General features: G+C 64.9%; 13 protein-coding genes and 1 tRNA gene. 5 read left to right on the forward strand and 9 right to left on the reverse strand.

All coding sequences use genetic code 11. The features are described from left to right. The first annotated feature begins 82 nt into the window (after positions 1 to 82). Positions 83 to 1,921, forward strand: a complete 1,839-nt coding sequence (gene glmS / locus AC1DT6_RS22600; protein ID WP_441635668.1) for a glutamine--fructose-6-phosphate transaminase (isomerizing) — start codon at positions 83 to 85, stop codon at positions 1,919 to 1,921. Between the two features lie 259 nt (positions 1,922 to 2,180). Here the strand turns inward: glmS and AC1DT6_RS22605 are convergent, their stop codons facing one another. Beyond that, positions 2,181 to 3,623, reverse strand: a complete 1,443-nt coding sequence (locus tag AC1DT6_RS22605) for an HDOD domain-containing protein (RefSeq protein WP_441635666.1) — start codon at positions 3,621 to 3,623, stop codon at positions 2,181 to 2,183. Between the two features lie 8 nt (positions 3,624 to 3,631). Further along, on the reverse strand, positions 3,632 to 5,413 hold the full coding sequence (locus tag AC1DT6_RS22610) for a putative bifunctional diguanylate cyclase/phosphodiesterase (RefSeq protein WP_441635664.1): 1,782 nt from the start codon (positions 5,411 to 5,413) through the stop codon (positions 3,632 to 3,634). A gap of 346 nt (positions 5,414 to 5,759) precedes the next feature. Here AC1DT6_RS22610 and AC1DT6_RS22615 point away from each other — a divergent pair, with 346 nt between their 5' ends. The 4 genes from AC1DT6_RS22615 to AC1DT6_RS22630 all read left to right on the forward strand — a co-directional run bounded on the left by AC1DT6_RS22615 (position 5,760) and on the right by AC1DT6_RS22630 (position 8,287). Then, the gene (locus tag AC1DT6_RS22615) at positions 5,760 to 6,179 is read left to right on the forward strand and encodes a hotdog fold thioesterase (protein WP_045236150.1); all 420 of its coding nucleotides are present in this window, start codon (positions 5,760 to 5,762) and stop codon (positions 6,177 to 6,179) included. Between the two features lie 93 nt (positions 6,180 to 6,272). Continuing rightward, positions 6,273 to 6,347 (forward strand) — tRNA-Cys (locus AC1DT6_RS22620). A gap of 355 nt (positions 6,348 to 6,702) precedes the next feature. Further along, positions 6,703 to 7,146 carry a GNAT family N-acetyltransferase gene (locus tag AC1DT6_RS22625; protein WP_441635662.1) on the forward strand — a complete coding sequence of 148 codons (444 nt, stop codon included), beginning with the start codon at positions 6,703 to 6,705 and terminating at the stop codon, positions 7,144 to 7,146. A gap of 16 nt (positions 7,147 to 7,162) precedes the next feature. Further along, on the forward strand, positions 7,163 to 8,287 hold the full coding sequence (locus AC1DT6_RS22630) for a bifunctional nicotinamide-nucleotide adenylyltransferase/Nudix hydroxylase (protein WP_441635661.1): 1,125 nt from the start codon (positions 7,163 to 7,165) through the stop codon (positions 8,285 to 8,287). Between the two features lie 163 nt (positions 8,288 to 8,450). On the opposite strand, the gene AC1DT6_RS22635 is transcribed toward AC1DT6_RS22630, so the two are convergent. From AC1DT6_RS22635 to urtA, 7 genes are all read right to left on the reverse strand, one after another. Further along, entirely contained in the window at positions 8,451 to 8,789 is a 339-nt protein-coding gene (locus AC1DT6_RS22635) for an FmdB family zinc ribbon protein (protein WP_035869953.1), read from the reverse strand. A 67-nt stretch (positions 8,790 to 8,856) separates the two neighbouring features. Continuing rightward, the gene (gene fmdA / locus AC1DT6_RS22640) at positions 8,857 to 10,086 is read right to left on the reverse strand and encodes a formamidase (RefSeq protein WP_035869950.1); all 1,230 of its coding nucleotides are present in this window, start codon (positions 10,084 to 10,086) and stop codon (positions 8,857 to 8,859) included. Positions 10,087 to 10,154: 68 nt separating this feature from the next. After that, positions 10,155 to 10,844, reverse strand: a complete 690-nt coding sequence (gene urtE / locus AC1DT6_RS22645) for an urea ABC transporter ATP-binding subunit UrtE (RefSeq protein ID WP_276287593.1) — start codon at positions 10,842 to 10,844, stop codon at positions 10,155 to 10,157. Between the two features lie 16 nt (positions 10,845 to 10,860). Next, entirely contained in the window at positions 10,861 to 11,604 is a 744-nt protein-coding gene (gene urtD, locus AC1DT6_RS22650; RefSeq protein ID WP_441635656.1) for an urea ABC transporter ATP-binding protein UrtD, read from the reverse strand. Positions 11,605 to 11,633: 29 nt separating this feature from the next. Then, positions 11,634 to 12,806 (reverse strand): urea ABC transporter permease subunit UrtC, encoded by a 1,173-nt coding sequence (gene urtC, locus AC1DT6_RS22655; RefSeq protein WP_441635654.1) that lies wholly within the window; start codon positions 12,804 to 12,806, stop codon positions 11,634 to 11,636. A gap of 46 nt (positions 12,807 to 12,852) precedes the next feature. Then, positions 12,853 to 13,767, reverse strand: coding sequence for an urea ABC transporter permease subunit UrtB (gene urtB, locus AC1DT6_RS22660; RefSeq protein WP_441635652.1), 915 nt, complete (start codon positions 13,765 to 13,767; stop codon positions 12,853 to 12,855). A 163-nt stretch (positions 13,768 to 13,930) separates the two neighbouring features. Next, complete coding sequence (gene urtA / locus AC1DT6_RS22665; RefSeq protein WP_441635650.1) at positions 13,931 to 15,226, reverse strand: urea ABC transporter substrate-binding protein; 1,296 nt, start codon at positions 15,224 to 15,226, stop codon at positions 13,931 to 13,933. Between the last annotated feature and the right edge of the window lie 104 nt (positions 15,227 to 15,330).

Genomic DNA, 15,330 nt, shown 5'->3' on the forward strand with positions numbered 1-15,330 from the left:
CGGGCAATCCTCGGGCGACGGCGCCGCCGTCCTCGCAGCAATCATCCGGTGCGGCCGTGTCCGCACCCCGTGGGAGAAGAATATGTGCGGCATCGTCGGCGCGGTTTCCTCGCGCAATATCGTTCCGGTCCTGATCGAAGGCCTGCGTCGCCTCGAATACCGCGGCTATGACTCTTGCGGCGTGGCGGTGGTGCGCGATGGCGCGCTCGAACGCGCCCGCACGGTGTCGCGCGTGGCCGACCTGGACGAGCAGACCCGCGCGTCCGGCCTGTCCGGCCTGACCGGCGTGGCGCACACGCGCTGGGCCACGCACGGCAAGCCCGACACCACCAATGCCCACCCGCACTTCTCGGGCGAAACCATCGCACTGGTGCACAACGGCATCATTGAGAACTACGAGCCGCTGCGCGAAGAGCTGCGCGCCGCCGGCTATGGTTTCGAGTCGCAGACCGATACCGAGGTCGTCGCCCACCTGATCCACCAGGTCTACACATATCCGAGCAGCGCCACGCGCGGCGACCTGTTCGCCTCGGTGCGCGCGGTGACCAAGCGCCTGCACGGCGCTTACGCCATCGCCGTGTTCTCCAAGGATCACCCTGAGCGCGTGGTCGGCGCCCGCGCCGGTTCGCCGCTGGTGGTGGCGCTGGGCGACAACGAGTCGTTCCTGGCTTCCGATGCGCTGGCCGTGGCGGGCACCGCCAACCGCATCATCTATCTGGAAGAAGGCGACGTGGTGGAGATCACCCGCGAGGGCGCCACGATCCACGACGTGCACGACCACCTGGTCGAGCGGGAAGTGCGCGTGGTCGAAACCCACGCCGCTGCCGTGGAACTGGGCCCGTACCGCCACTTCATGCAAAAGGAGATCTTCGAGCAGCCGCGCGCGCTCGGCGACACGCTGGAAGGCATCGAAGCCATCACGCCGGAACTCTTCGGCGCCAATGCGCAAAGCGTGTTCAGCGAAATCGACAACGTGCTGATCCTGGCCTGCGGTACCAGCTACTACTCGGGCTGCACCGCCAAGTACTGGCTCGAATCCGTCGCCAAGATCCCGACCCAGGTCGAGGTGGCGAGCGAGTACCGCTACCGCGAGACCGTGCCGAACCCGCGTGCGCTGGTCGTGGTGATCTCGCAGTCCGGCGAAACCGCCGACACCATGGCCGCGCTGCGCCATGCCAAGTCGCTGGGCCACACCCACACGCTGGCGGTATGCAACGTCGCCACCAGCGCCATGGTGCGCGAGACCGAGTTGCGCTTCCTCACCCGCGCCGGCACCGAGATCGGCGTGGCCTCGACCAAGGCCTTCACCACCCAGCTCGCCGCGCTGTACATGCTGACGCTGGCGCTGGCCAAGGTGCGCGGCAAGCTCACGGCCGAGGCCGAGGCCGCCGCACTGGCCAACCTGCGCCACCTCCCTGTGGCGCTGCACGGCGTGCTGGCGCTGGAGCCGCAGATCATCTCCTGGTCCGAAGACTTCGCGCGCCGCGAGAACGCGCTGTTCCTGGGCCGTGGCCTGCATTACCCGATTGCCCTCGAAGGCGCGCTCAAGCTCAAGGAAATCTCCTACATTCATGCCGAGGCTTATCCCGCCGGCGAACTCAAGCATGGCCCGCTGGCGCTGGTGACCGAGGCCATGCCCGTGGTCACGGTGGCGCCCAACGACGCCCTGCTGGAAAAGCTCAAGTCCAACATCCAGGAAGTGCGCGCCCGTGGCGGCCGGCTGTATGTGTTCGCCGACAGCGACACCCACATCCAGTCCACCGATGGCATCCAGGTGATCCGCCTGCCCGAGCACTACGGCGACCTCTCGCCGATCCTGCACGTGGTGCCGCTGCAACTGCTGGCCTACCACACGGCCTGCGCCCGCGGCACTGATGTGGACAAGCCGCGCAACCTGGCCAAGTCGGTCACGGTGGAGTAAGAGAGGCAAGCCGCGCCGCCCGGCATGGCCAGGACTGCCTGGCCGGGCCGGTGGCATCGCCGGCATTTGCAAGTGCGCTTCCATGTTGGCGGCAACGCAAGGGCGCGCGCCCGATGTGGCGCGCCTTGCCAGCCATGTTCAGATACTGCGTCCAGCATGGCCTCGGCACCCGCCGCGCGCTATCGGTGAGTTGCCTACTTTGGTATCCACCAACGTCGCGGCGGCGCGGCGCGCGCTCGCTTGCCCGCGCGCTCCAGGGCTACCGGTGTTCGGCAGAGCGGAGAAAGCTCGACGAGATTTCCCGCGTCAGAAGATCGAACGATTCCATTTCATCGTCGGACAGTCCGCCCGCGCAAACCGTCGTGCCCCAGTCTCCGCAGATCATCGCGACACAGCGGTTCTTGATCATCACGGGCGCCACCAGGATGGACCTGGCATCGGGCATCTGCTCGCGATACCAGCGCGGCACGCGGTGTGCCAATTCCTTGTCGAAGGAGTCTTCGAAGAGCAGGGGCTTGTGCGCGATGGCCGCGAAGTGAAAGATATCGGGGACAAATCCCTCTTCAAACGATAGCGCCTCCATCTTCTCGCGCATGCCTTCGCCAAATCCGACGCGCGCCCCAAAGCGTTTCGCCATCGGATTGAGCAGCATGAGAAAACAGTGCGAGAAATTCAGCGCCCGCATGGCCGATTCGAGCACCAGCGGAGCCAGTTCGGATACCGGCAGTCCGCTGCCCTCGCGCTGTACCTCAAGGAGACTCTGCTGGAGCCGCTTGAGCGCATCCTTGGGCTTGCCTGCGTTCCGGGGAGGGTTCGCATCGCCCGCATCGTCTGTATCCGGGGACTCCGCATGTGCCATGGACACGTTCAATGCCAGGGCCTGCTTCACCGCGCCTTCGACCGCGGCGGTTTGCAGGCCCAGCGCCTCCGCGTGAGTCAGGAGCAAGGCCTGGACGGCTGCCTCGGGCGCATCGCTGGCGAGCATTGCGGCGGCCCGGGCGGAAACGTCGGCGATGGCGCCCAGCCAGTCGGCATGGGATTCCAATACGGAATCCGCATCGAAGCGCTTGCGCAGCATCGAGTTCGCGATCACGGCAGGCAGGCGCCATTTAATGGCCGCCGCCTCCGCGATATCCTCCAGGGTCACGTCAAGGACTCGCTGGCAGGCTTCGCTTTCCTGCATGGCATCTCCCTCGCACAAGGCCCGGATCTGTTCCCATTCTTCAGGAAAGTAGAAAATGAGGAGAAGGCGGCTCATGTGGTGCATCAGCGTGCAAACGACGGCCTCCTCGGCCTGTCCGATGCCTTGCGCGTTGCTGAGCGAGCGCGTGAGCTCGCCTGCGATCAGGGCCTGCTTTAGCTCGTGGGAGGCCTGGGGGCGGTTGATTGCCACGCCGGAGAAATAGTCCAGCAACTGGACCCCCAGCGTGAGATGGCTGATCGCATCGACGCCCAGGACCAGGATGGCGCGCGACACCGTCGTGACCTCGCCCCCGAAAGAGCGGTACATGGCGGAGTTGGCCAGGCGAATGACCTTTTGCGACAGGCTGAAGTCGGAGAGCACGGCAGCGGCCATCTCGCCGACGCTGATATCGCTGCTCAGCGTCTTGAATACGTTGTCGATGCAGAACTGTAGCGTGGGGAAATCCCCTTGCTGGGCCATCCGGTTCCATAGCGCATCGAAGAACTGCTTGTTTTGCATAGCGGCGTCTACTTCGAGAATACTTGCGAGCTGCCAAGGCGCAGCTTTCCGCTTTGCGTTTGTTTCACGAACTGGACCGGGCTCATTGCCTTTGCGTAGCGCCACCCCTGTACCAGCTCACACCCTTGTTCGGCCAGCAACTGGCTTTGCTCCTTTGATTCCACGCCTTCCGCGATGGCGACCAGCCCGAGTTCCCGCGCCAGGGACAACACGGCAAACACAATGGTCCTGGCGTGCGGCGAGTCCATCATGTCCGCGACGAAGCTCCTGTCGATCTTCAAAGCCGAGAGCGGGAAGCGGCGAAGGTAAGACAAGCTGGAATAGCCCGTCCCGAAGTCGTCCACCGCGAACCGGACTCCCAGGGCGCGCAGCTCCATCAGCAAGTCCTGGGCCGCTTCGGGGTCGGTCATCAGTGCGCCTTCCGTGATCTCCAGGACCAGCCGGTGCGAACTGATGCCGGCGTCCTTGATCGCCCTTCTGACGCTATCCGCGAATCCCGGGTGCCTGAACTGAACCGGCGAGACGTTGACGGATATATATCCCACATGCAGGCCCAGCGCATCCCAGCTTGCCAGCTGCGCGCAGGCGCAGCGAAGGGCCCATGCCCCAAGGTGGTTGATGAGGCCGTTATGCTCCGCAACCGGGATAAACACGCTCGGGGGGACTGGCCCCGTCGGGTGCTCCCATCGCATCAGCGCCTCGACTGCGCAGACCTCGCCTGAACCGGGCCACACGATGGGCTGATAGTGGAGAAGGAACTCGCCGTTCTGGACGGCCTCGAACATGCCCTGCTCTATCCGGAACTGTTCGTCCAGGCGATGCTCAAGCTCCGGCGTGTAGACGCAATAGCGGTTCTTTCCCTGCGCCTTTGCGTCATACATGGCGAGGTCAGCGCGCTTGAGCAGTTGCGACTCGGACTGATGGGCGTGCGTGCCGAAGGTCAGTCCGAGGCTGGTGGTGACACGGATCTGGCAGCCTGCGAGATGAAAGGGCTGCCTGCAGGCATGTATCACTCTTTCAACCAGGCCGATGGCCGCCGCTTCCGATGCGATCCCGTCCAATAGCAGCACAAACTCGTCGCCGCCCAGCCGCGCGACCACATCCTTGGGGCGAACGGCGTCCAGCAGCCGCACGCTGACTTGCTTTAGCAAGGCATCGCCGAATTCATGGCCCAGCGAGTCATTCACCTTCTTGAACCCATCGAGGTCCATCAAGGCGACCGCAAACGGCGTCTTTCCCGTTCCGTCTTCGGCAAAGTAAGCGGAAATGCGCTCGCGCAGGAATGCGCGGTTGCCCACGCCGGTCAATGGGTCGCGAAAGGATGCCTCGATAAGTCGCTGTTCATTGTCAACCCAGTGCGTAATGTCGTAGCCAAACAACAACAGACAAACACCGCCGTCTTCATTTGCGTACCGGCAGACCCGGAGGTCCAGCCATCGGCTTTCGCCCACCCCGCCGGAGAACCGGATCCGGCCGCGCTGCCAGGAACCCTCTTGTTCGCAGGCCAGGAGCAGCTCGGCGAGCTGTTCGCGTTGTTCGAACGAGACCACATCCAGTATCGAGGACTTGAGCAGGTATTCCCGGGGAAAGGCCAGCAACTGAGCCGATGCTTCCGTTGCCAGCATGATGTAGCCCGTGACATCGATTTGCAGGGCAAGTCCGCCTGTGGCTTCGAGCAGCGCCCAGGCGTCGCGCGCCGATACATCGGCCGACGAGGGCGTGCTCCGGTCGGATGCTGGCCATCCAGGAGGCTCGTCCGCTAGCACAGCATCATACGTAAACGACGTCATGGAGCTCTTGTTGAAATCCAGGCTGGATTGAGAATCCCGATAATTAAACGCCGCCGGCGCGGCTTGGTGCCGCCATGCCGGGCATTGGTCTTTGTCACGTGCGCGGCCGTCCCTGCCTTTAAAGTGATTTTAAATGCATGTTGACCATACAACGCATGTCAGTTTAACGCTTAACCGCGACGGCGCATTGTCTCAAATGCGTTGGGGAATTGGAGATCGCGTTGCCGTGGCCGGCGCCGCGCCGGCCACAACCCGCCGGGCCCGTGTTTTCCGGGCAAGACGGGCCACGTGAACCCCTATGGACTGGTGCCTTAGAATGCGGGACAAACAACATCGGAGACCGTGCATGCTGTGGAAATCGACCCCGTCCCTGAAAGACCTCCAGGCCCGTCACAAGGACACCGCCGTCGAGCAACTGGGTATCGAGTTCACCGAGATCGGCGAGGCGTCGCTCAGTGCGCGCATGCCGGTGGACCGCCGCACCGTGCAGCCGCATGGCATCCTGCATGGCGGGGCTTCGGTGCTGCTGGCCGAGACGCTGGGCAGTTGCGCCGCCAGCCTGTGCCTGGATAGCGCAACGCAATACTGCGTAGGGCTCGATATCAATGCGAACCATGTGCGCGCGGCGCGAACCGGCTATGTGACCGGCACCGCCACCCCGGTCCATATCGGCCGCACCACCCATGTGTGGGCCATCGACATTCGCAACGACGAAGGCAAGACGGTGTGCGTCTCGCGAATCACCATGTCGATTCTTTCGCGCTGAAAGCCGGCCGGTCGGGTGCCGTGCAGAGTTTTTTATTTCCGGCTACACTGCGCCCCGCACTGTAGCGGATGCCAATCGAGGCATCCCGGCAGCGGCGGGGTGGCAGAGTGGTTATGCTACGGTCTGCAAAGCCGTACACGGCGGTTCGATTCCGTTCCCCCGCCTCCAGCAAGGCCCTGATTTTTCAGGGCTTTTGTTTTTTCTGTTGATATCGGGTTCCACCGGAAGGCGATTGCCGACGGTCCGGTCGAACTCGCCGGAAGCAATTCCCAAAACCCGCGGAAGTCCCTTCAGGCATCCATGCCGCGCGCGCAGAAGCGCAACCTCCGCGCGCCGGCTCAGGATCCGCTCCCCCCTGTCTCTCCCGGCATGACGCACACAAACGAGCGCCGCATTCGGCGAATCAGATACGCGTTATGCCGTTTGCCCGGCTGGAACATGTCGCCCGAATCATGTAGTGTGAAGTCAACGCAGTCCATCCATGACAACCTCCGCCATCGTGCGTGGCGGGGAGATAAATGCAATGACAAGAGATCTGCGTCTTCGCGTCGCACAACCGGCCGATTGGCCGGCGATCGCGGAAGTCCTTGAAACCTGTGGCCTCGCCAGCGACGATCTCGATCCCTCGCTGGCGTTGTTCCATATTGCCCTGCTCGACGGCGCGATCGTCGGTTGCGCCGCCGCCGAAGGCTATGGGGAAACCATTGTCGTGCGTTCGGTCGCCGTGCTGCCGCCCTACCGCGATCATGGCATCGCCTCCCATATGGTTTCCGCCGTGCTGATGCGCGCGCGCGCCAACGGCTGTACGCGCGCCGTGCTGCTGAGCGCCACTTGCCCAAGCTACTTTGCCCGCTACGGGTTCTCTCTGATCTCGGCGGATCGCCTGGCGCCCGAAGTGCGCGCCTCGCGCGAGTTCCGGCGCCAGGAGGGGACGTTGCCGCTGTGCATGTGCTGCGAGCTGAAATGACCTGCATGACGTATCGATGAACCAGCCGAGCCAGACAAACCAGACAAAGCAGACAAGACCAGAGCCTTTCGGATACCTGGTCTATATCGGCCGTTTCGAGCCCTTCCACAATGGCCATTTCGCCATGCTGCGCCAGGCGCTGGCACAGGCCCGCACGGTGATCGTGGTGCTGGGTTCGGCGGGCGGGGCCCGTACCGTGAAAAATCCGTTCACCGCCGGCGAGCGCCGCCAGATGATCGAGGGCGCGGTGGCCGGATGGGATGCCGCGCGTGTTGCCGATCTGCGCTTCGTGGCGGTGCGGGACTATGGCGAGAGCGTGCGCTGGACGGCTGCGGTGCGCGCGGCAGTGGACGCCGTGCCGGACGTCCAGCCGGCATTGGCGGCGGCTGCGCAAGATGCCCCGCGCGTCGGCCTGTTCGGGCATTTCAAGGGCGCGTCTTCGGGTTATCTCAATGACTTTCCCGGCTGGGACCTGGTGCCGCAGCCAGGCTTCGGGCAGTTCAATGCGGCCGACGTGCGCCAGCAGTGGTTCGAGCAGCAGGGCGAACTGGGCGAACTGGTGCATGTACTGCCGCCGCCGGTTGCCGCCTTCCTGCGCGAGTTTGCCGCGGGCGGGGCCTTCGCGACCTTGCTGGCGGAATATCGCTTCCTGCAGGACCACAAGATGCGGTGGGCGGCCGCGCCCTATCCGCCGGTGTTCGTGACCGTGGATGCCGTGGTGCGCTGCTGTGGCCAGGTGCTGCTGATCCGCCGTGGCGGACAGCCGGGCCGTGGCGCATGGGCGCTGCCCGGCGGCTTCCTCGATCAGCATGAACGCGTGGCGGATGCGGTCCTGCGTGAACTCGACGAGGAAACGCGCTTCGGCTTGCCGAAGGCGGCGTTGCAGCAATCGTGCCGCGCCCAGGCGCTGTTCGATCACCCCGAGCGCAGCCTGCGCGGACGCACGCTGACCCACGCCTTCTTCTTCGACCTGACGCTCGATGCGCTGCCCGCGGTGGCCGCGGCCGACGACGCGGCCGCGGTGCGCTGGGTGCCGCAGCACGAACTGCTGGCGCTGGAGGAGCAGATGTTCGAGGACCACTTGCTGATCCTCGATCGCTTCCTGCACCTGTTCGACGGCGAGGCGCGGCCAGCAGGCTGATTCGCCTTGTGGCGGGACGCCCGCCGGATCGCCGGATGGCCTGGTGGCCGCCGAGGCAAGCCTGCGCCAGCGCGCCGGCGGGACCGTTCGCCACCACGCGGCCTGCCTCCATCACATGGCCGCGATCGGCCAGCGCCGGGGCAGCCCGCAGCCAAAAGCATGCCTAGTGGCTGATCATCCAGGGCCGTCCGGCCGGATTTCCTTTCGGCGCATTCGCCGCCGCGCCGGGCGCCCCGGCCAGCGTCACCTTGCTCCCACAGCAACCACAACCCGGCCCATGCCCGCCGCGCGCCGATTCGCGCGGCGCGGCGGCGCTGCGCTCGTTGATGGCATGCGCCCGGCGCGATGCCGCCGGCATGCTGGCCAGCGATGGCGCGGCAACCAGGGCGCGGTCGGCGAAGCCGCCGCAGGCAGGGCAGGCGCATGGTTCGTCGCGTCGCGCGATGGGACGCATGGCGGCGAAATCGCCGCAGCCCGGGCAGCGGTAATCGTAGGTTGGCATCTGGCAGTCTCCGTGTCTCGAATGTTCCCGGGCGCGCCGTGGTGCGAGGGCACGCCCGGCAGTGCCGTCAAACGTCCGGCGAAATCGGCAGGTCCACATCGCCCGTGATGTGCTTCACGGGCCCTTGCGCGCTCGGCCGGATATCGAAATCGAAGATCTGAGTCGGCAGCCACAGCGTGGCGCAGGCATTGGGAACATCGACCACGCCGCTGATATGCCCCTGCACCGGCGCCGTGCCCAGGATCGAGTACGCCTGCGCCCGCGAGTAGCCGAACCTGGTCATGTACTCGATGGCGTTCAGGCAGGCCTGGCGGTAAGCCACATGCACATCCAGGTAATGCTGCTGGCCGGCCTCGTCCACCGAGATGCCTTCGAAGATCAGGTAGTCGTTGTAGTTCGGCGTGATCGGGCTGGGTTTGAAGATGGGATTCCTGATGCCGTACTTGGCCATGCCGCCCTTGATCAGGGACACGCGCATATGCACCCAGCCGGCCATTTCGATGGCGCCGCAGAAGGTGATTTCGCCATCGCCTTGCGAGAAGTGCAGGTCGCCAACCGACAGGCCAGCGCCGTCGACATAGACGGGGAAATACACCTTGGCGCCGCGCGAGAGGTCCTTGATGTCGCAGTTGCCGCCATGTTCGCGCGGCGGCACGGTGCGTGCGCCGTGCGCCGCGGCCTGGTCGCGCGCATCGCCCTGCAGGCGGCCCATGTGCGCCGTGGCGGCGAAGGGCGGGTTGGCCAGCGCCGGCACGCGATCGGGGTCGGTGGCGATGAAGTCGATCTCGCGTTTGTTCCAGGTCTCCAGCAGCGATTTGTCCGGCATGCAGCCGATCAGCCCAGGGTGGATCAGGCCGGCGAAGTTGACGCCGGGTATATGGCGCGACGACGTGTAGAGACCGTGGAAATCCCAGATGGATTTCTGCGCGAGCGGGAAGTGGTCGGTCAGGAAGCCGCCGCCGTTTTGCTTGGAGAAGAAACCATTGAAGCCCCACTGGCTCTCCGCCTTGGCACCGATGTCGAGCAGGTCCACCACCAGCAGGTCGCCGGGCTCGGCGCCTTCCACGCCGACGGGGCCGCTCAGGAAGTGAACGATGGACAGGTCGATGTCGCGCACGTCGTCGGCGGAGTCGTTGTTCTTGATGAAGCCGCCGGTCCAGTCGTAGGTTTCCAGGATGAAGTCGTCGCCGGGCCTGACCCATGCGGCCATCGGGATGTCCGGGTGCCAGCGGTTGTGGACATTGGGATTCTCGTACGGGGATTCGGCCAGATCGACCTTGATCAGGGTGTCCGTCATGACATGCCTCCTGGTGGGTGTTGGGCGTGAAGAAATCGTGGAAGAAATCGAAAAAAAGGCGCTGCCGGCTAGACCGAAAGCAATTGCCGGATGCGCTCGACGTCGGTGCCGTTGCGCTGGGTCTCGTGCACGAAGCGGCCGCCTTCGATCACCAGCAGGCGGTCCGCCACATCGAGCGCGAAGCTGAGCACCTGCTCGGAGAAGACGATAGTGATATCGCGCGTGCGGCGGATCTCGTTGAGCGCGCGTGCGATGTCCTTGATGATCGATGGCTGGATGCCCTCGGTGGGTTCGTCCAGCAGCAGCACCTTGGGATTGGCCACCAGCGCGCGCGCTATCGCCAGTTGCTGCTGCTGCCCCCCGGAGAGGTTGCCGCCCTTGCGCCGGCGCATCTCGAACAGCACCGGGAACATGGCGAAGATTTCCTCGGGGATGCGGCGGCTCTTGCCTTGCTCCATGCCGGTCAGGATGTTCTCTTCCACCGTGAGGTGGGAGAAGATCATGCGGCCCTGCGGCACATAGGCCAGGCCCGCGCGCACGCGCCTGTAGCTTTCGTCCTGCGCGACGTCTCGCCCGTCCACGCAGACCTGTCCGGAGCGCACCGGCAACATGCCGATCATGGCCTTGAACAGCGTGGTCTTTCCCATGCCGTTGCGGCCCATGATGGCTACCGTCTCGCCTTGCGCGGCAGCGAACGACACGCCGTGCAGCGCTTCGCTTTGTCCGTAGTTCACGACCACGTTGTCGACTGTGAGCATGCTGGTCTCCCTGGGCTCAGTGGCCAAGATAAACGTCGATCACGCGCGGATCGTTCTGCACCTGCTCCATCGAGCCTTCGGCGAGGATCTTGCCCTGGTGCATCACCGTGACCTTGTCGGCGATGCGCTTGACGAAATCCATGTCGTGCTCGATCACGATCACCGCGCGGCCGCGGCTGATGCGCTTGAGCAGTTCCGCGGTCTGCTCGCGCTCGCGCACGCTCATGCCGGCGATGGGCTCGTCGAGCATCAGCAGTTGTGGCTCCTGCATCAGCAGCATGCCGATCTCCAGCCATTGTTTCTGCCCGTGCGAGAGTTGCGCGGCCTCGCGCTCCAGCGCATCGGCCAGGCCGATCTCGTCGGCCACGCCGGCCACGCGCTGGCGCACCTCGGGCGTGGTGCGGAACGTGAGCGCGCCCAGCACGCCACGGCCGCGCGGGAACGAAACCGCGAGGTTCTGGAACACGCTGAGGTTCTCGTAGATCGAAGGAGTCTGGAACTTGCGGCCCACCCCGGCGCGCACGATCTGGTATTCGGGCAGGCCGGTCATCTCGCGGTTGCGGAACTTGATACTGCCGCCGGTGGCGCGGGTCTTGCCGCACACGAGATCGAGCAGCGTGGTCTTGCCGGCGCCGTTGGGGCCGATGATCACGCGCAGCTCGTCGCGATCGACATACAGCGTGAGCTTGTCGATGGCCCGGAAGCCGTCGAAGGAAACGGTCAGGTCTTCCACCGCCAGCATGAAATCGGTATTGCTCATGGCGTCTTCCTCGCTTTGGACGGATGGCTTCAGGCGGTACGGCCGGGAATCCCTTCGGCGGGCGGCGTCGGTACTGCGGGCGAAGTCGCCTCCACAGCCGGGTCGGCGGGATCGGACGGGCTGCCGATGGTCCGGCGGCGCGACATGTACTTGCTGTAGAGGCCGGCCAGCCCGTCGGGAAAGGCCACCACCACGCCGATGAACAGCGCCGCCATCAGGAACAGCCACAGGTCGGGAAAGCTCTCGGAGAAATACGTCTTGCCGAAATTGACCAGCAGCGTGCCCCACACCGCGCCCACCAGGCTCATGCGCCCGCCCACGGCGGCAAAGATCACCATTTCGATGGAGGGCACGATGCCGACGAAGGACGGTGACATAAAGCCCACCTGCAGCGTGAACAGCGCACCGCCCACCGCCGACAGCGCGGCGGCCAGGCAGAACACGAAGACCTTGAACATGGCCACGTCGTAGCCGGAGAAGCGCACGCGGTCTTCCTTGTCGCGCATCGCCAGCAACAGCACGCCGAGCTTGCTGCGCTGGATCCCGCGGCACACGGCGATGGCGCCGAACAGCAGCGCCACGTTGGCGAAGTACAGGATCACTTTGGCGCCGTCGCTGCGGATGTCCCAGCCCAGCATGGTCTTGAGGTCGGTGATGCCGTTGACGCCGCCGGTATAGCCCTGTTGGCCGATGATCAGCACCGAGAGGATCAGCGCCACCGCCTGCGTGATGATGGCGAAGTACACCCCGCCCACGCGCCGGCGGAACATGGCGAAGCTGACGATAAAGGCCAGCGCCACCGGAATCGCGATCACGCCGGCCAGCGCAAATGGCAGGTGGCGGAACGGCTCCCACCACCACGGCAGCGCGGTGAGCTGGTTCCAGTCCATGAAGTCGGGGATGCCGGGCGTGGACTGGATCGCGGTGCTCTTCGCGTCGGACGCTTCGAGTTTGAGGAACATCGCCATGGCGTAGCCGCCCAGGCCGAAGAACACGCCCTGGCCAAGGCTCAGCACGCCGCCGTAGCCCCACAGCATGACCAGGCCAATGGCGACGAAGGCGTAGCTCAGGTACTTGCCGATCAGGTTGAGCCGGAACACGTCGAGCGCCAGCGGCATGACGACAAGGAGCGCCACGGCCAGCACAAGGTAGCCGGCGAATTCGCCGCGCAACAGGCGGGCGGTGGAAGAGGAGGGCGACATCACAAGCTCCTGTGCAGGTTTGGTGAGTGGCGGCGCAGCGGCGTCTTCAGCGCCGCACTGCCGGCGCGAACAGGCCTTGCGGACGGATCATCAGGATCGTCACGATCAGCAGCAGCGTCAGCACGCGCGCCATCGACCCGGTGAGGAAGAACTCGCTGATCGATTGCGCCTGGGCAATGCCGAATGCCGATGCCACCGTGCCGAGCAGGCTGGCCGCGCCGCCGAAGGTGACCACCAGGAAGGAGTCGACGATGTAGAGCGAGCCGCTGGTGGGGCCGGTGGAGCCGATGGTGGTGAAGGCCGCCCCCGCCACGCCGGCGATGCCGCAGCCGATCGCGAAGGTGAGCCGGTCGGTTCGCCGCGTATTGATGCCGGCCGCGTTGGCCATGGCGCGGTTAAGGGTGGTGGCGCGTACCCGCAGCCCCCAGCGCGAGCGATACAGCGCCAGCCACACCATGCCCGTGACGAACAGTGTCAGCGCCATCACGAACATGCCGTTGATGGGGATATCCAGCCCCGGCGCCGGCGCCCACGAGCCCATCAGCCATTCGGGCAGCGTGGGGCTGACCTCCTTCGGGCCGAAGGTGGAGCGGAAGGTTTGCTGCATGCCCAGCGACAGGCCCCAGGTGGCGAGCAATGTGTCGAGCGGGCGGCGATAGAGATGGCGGATCAGTGCCCACTCGGCCAGCCAGCCGGCACAGAACGCCAGCGCGAAAGCGGCGCCGATGGCCAGCGGAAAGTAGAAGGGCATCCACGACGGCGCGAGGCGCTCGGTCAGCGTGGACGCCAGGAAGATGGTGTAGGCGCCGATGGTCATGAACTCGCCATGCGCCATGTTGATCACGCCCATCTGACCGAAGATGATGGCCAGGCCCAGCGCCATCAGCAGCAGTACCGAGAACAGGCTCAGGCCGGCAAAGCCCTGCATCAGGCCGATATTCAGCATGTCGGATAGATTCATGTCGTGCTCCGCCATCGGGGAGAAGAAAGGGTGCCGGCAGCGCAAATCGAAGCTGGCGAGAAGCGCCAGTGCCGCTTGCGATGCCCGACGGTGCTTGCTCCCTCTCCCCTCAGGAGCAGAGGGTTGGGGAGAGGGGGGGCAAACCGGTGGTCAGTCAACCCGCTTACTGGTAGCCCTTCGGGAACGGATTGGGCGGAATCAGCGAAGGCGATTCGGCTACCACCTTGAACTGCCCGTCGAGCTGCGCCAGGCCCACGCGCGTCTTGCTCCACAGGTGGTGGTTGGGGTCGACCTTCACATAGCCCTCCGGCGCGGTCTTCAGCTCGATGCCGGGGGAGGAGGCCACCACCTTGTCGATATCGAAGCTGCCCGCTTTCTCCACCGCGGCCTTCCACAGCCAGGGGCCGAGATAGGCCGCCTGCGTGACGTCGCCGATCACCGACTTGCCGCCGTACTTGCTCTTGAAGGCATCCACGAAAGACTTGTTGTTGGGATTGTCGAGCGACTGAAAGTACTTCATGGCGGCGTAGAAACCGGCGATGTTCTCGCCGCCGATGCCGAGCACTTCATCCTCGGTCACCGAGATGGTCAGCAGGAATTGCTTGTCCGCCGTAATGCCAGCGGCCTTGAGCTGCTTGTAGAAGGCCACGTTGGAGCCACCCACCACGATGGCGTAGATGCAGTCCGGCTTGGCGATCTTGATCTTGTTGATCAGCGAGTTGAAGTTGGTGTGGCCAAGCGGGTAGTACTCCTCGCCCACCACCTTGAGCTTCTGGAAGTTCTCGATATGCTTGCGCGCGATCTTGTTGGAAGTGCGTGGCCAGATGTAGTCCGAGCCGATCAGGAAGAAACTCTTGGCGCCTTTCTGCCTGGCCGCCCAGTCCAGGCCCCAGATGATCTGCTGCGTGGCTTCCTGGCCGGTGTAGATGACGTTCTTCGACTGCTCCAGCCCTTCATAGAAGGTCGGGTAGTAGAGCAGGCCATTCTCCTTCTCGAAGATCGGCAGAACCGCCTTGCGCGAGGCGGAGGTCCAGCAGCCGAACACGGCCGCCACGCGGTCGTTGACCAGCAGCTTCTTGGACTTCTCGGCGAAGGTGGGCCAGTCGGAGGCGCCGTCTTCCTTGATGACCTTGATCTTGCGCCCGAGGATGCCGCCCGCCGCGTTGATCTGGTCGATGGCCAGTTGCTCGGCCTGGATCGAGCCGGTCTCGGAGATTGCCATGGTGCCGGTGGCGGAGTGCAGCTGGCCCACGGTGACTTCGGTGTCGGTGACGGCCAGCCTGGTGGTGTTCGCTACCGAGGTAGGCACCGCGGCGCGCGCCTGGCCGCTCAGGCCGGCCATGCCCGCAAGAGACAGGGCCGGCAGCGCGGCGAGGCCCTGCATCATGCGGCGCCGCTGCGGCGAGACGGCATCGGCATCTTGGGAGGGAGGGGAACCGTTCGTTTCTTTGTCACGCATGATTGACGCTCCTTGGAGGCGTGGTGAGGTAGGACGGCATTGGCCACGCACGTTGACCGAATACGTTGACCGCATACGATGGCCGGATAGGCAATGAATCACCC

The sequence above is a fragment of the Cupriavidus sp. 01L45 genome (genome assembly GCF_056399885.1).

What these genes read in the sequence shown, in the direction of transcription:
- glmS (WP_441635668.1), top strand. Translation starts at nt 83, where the DNA reads ATGTGCGGCATCGTCGGCGCGGTTTCCTCGCGCAATATCGTTCCGGTC.
- AC1DT6_RS22605 (WP_441635666.1), bottom strand. Translation starts at nt 3,623, where the DNA reads ATGCAAAACAAGCAGTTCTTCGATGCGCTATGGAACCGGATGGCCCAG.
- AC1DT6_RS22610 (WP_441635664.1), bottom strand. Translation starts at nt 5,413, where the DNA reads ATGACGTCGTTTACGTATGATGCTGTGCTAGCGGACGAGCCTCCTGGA.
- AC1DT6_RS22615 (WP_045236150.1), top strand. Translation starts at nt 5,760, where the DNA reads ATGCTGTGGAAATCGACCCCGTCCCTGAAAGACCTCCAGGCCCGTCAC.
- AC1DT6_RS22625 (WP_441635662.1), top strand. Translation starts at nt 6,703, where the DNA reads ATGACAAGAGATCTGCGTCTTCGCGTCGCACAACCGGCCGATTGGCCG.
- AC1DT6_RS22630 (WP_441635661.1), top strand. Translation starts at nt 7,163, where the DNA reads ATGAACCAGCCGAGCCAGACAAACCAGACAAAGCAGACAAGACCAGAG.
- AC1DT6_RS22635 (WP_035869953.1), bottom strand. Translation starts at nt 8,789, where the DNA reads ATGCCAACCTACGATTACCGCTGCCCGGGCTGCGGCGATTTCGCCGCC.
- fmdA (WP_035869950.1), bottom strand. Translation starts at nt 10,086, where the DNA reads ATGACGGACACCCTGATCAAGGTCGATCTGGCCGAATCCCCGTACGAG.
- urtE (WP_276287593.1), bottom strand. Translation starts at nt 10,844, where the DNA reads ATGCTCACAGTCGACAACGTGGTCGTGAACTACGGACAAAGCGAAGCG.
- urtD (WP_441635656.1), bottom strand. Translation starts at nt 11,604, where the DNA reads ATGAGCAATACCGATTTCATGCTGGCGGTGGAAGACCTGACCGTTTCC.
- urtC (WP_441635654.1), bottom strand. Translation starts at nt 12,806, where the DNA reads ATGTCGCCCTCCTCTTCCACCGCCCGCCTGTTGCGCGGCGAATTCGCC.
- urtB (WP_441635652.1), bottom strand. Translation starts at nt 13,767, where the DNA reads ATGAATCTATCCGACATGCTGAATATCGGCCTGATGCAGGGCTTTGCC.
- urtA (WP_441635650.1), bottom strand. Translation starts at nt 15,226, where the DNA reads ATGCGTGACAAAGAAACGAACGGTTCCCCTCCCTCCCAAGATGCCGAT.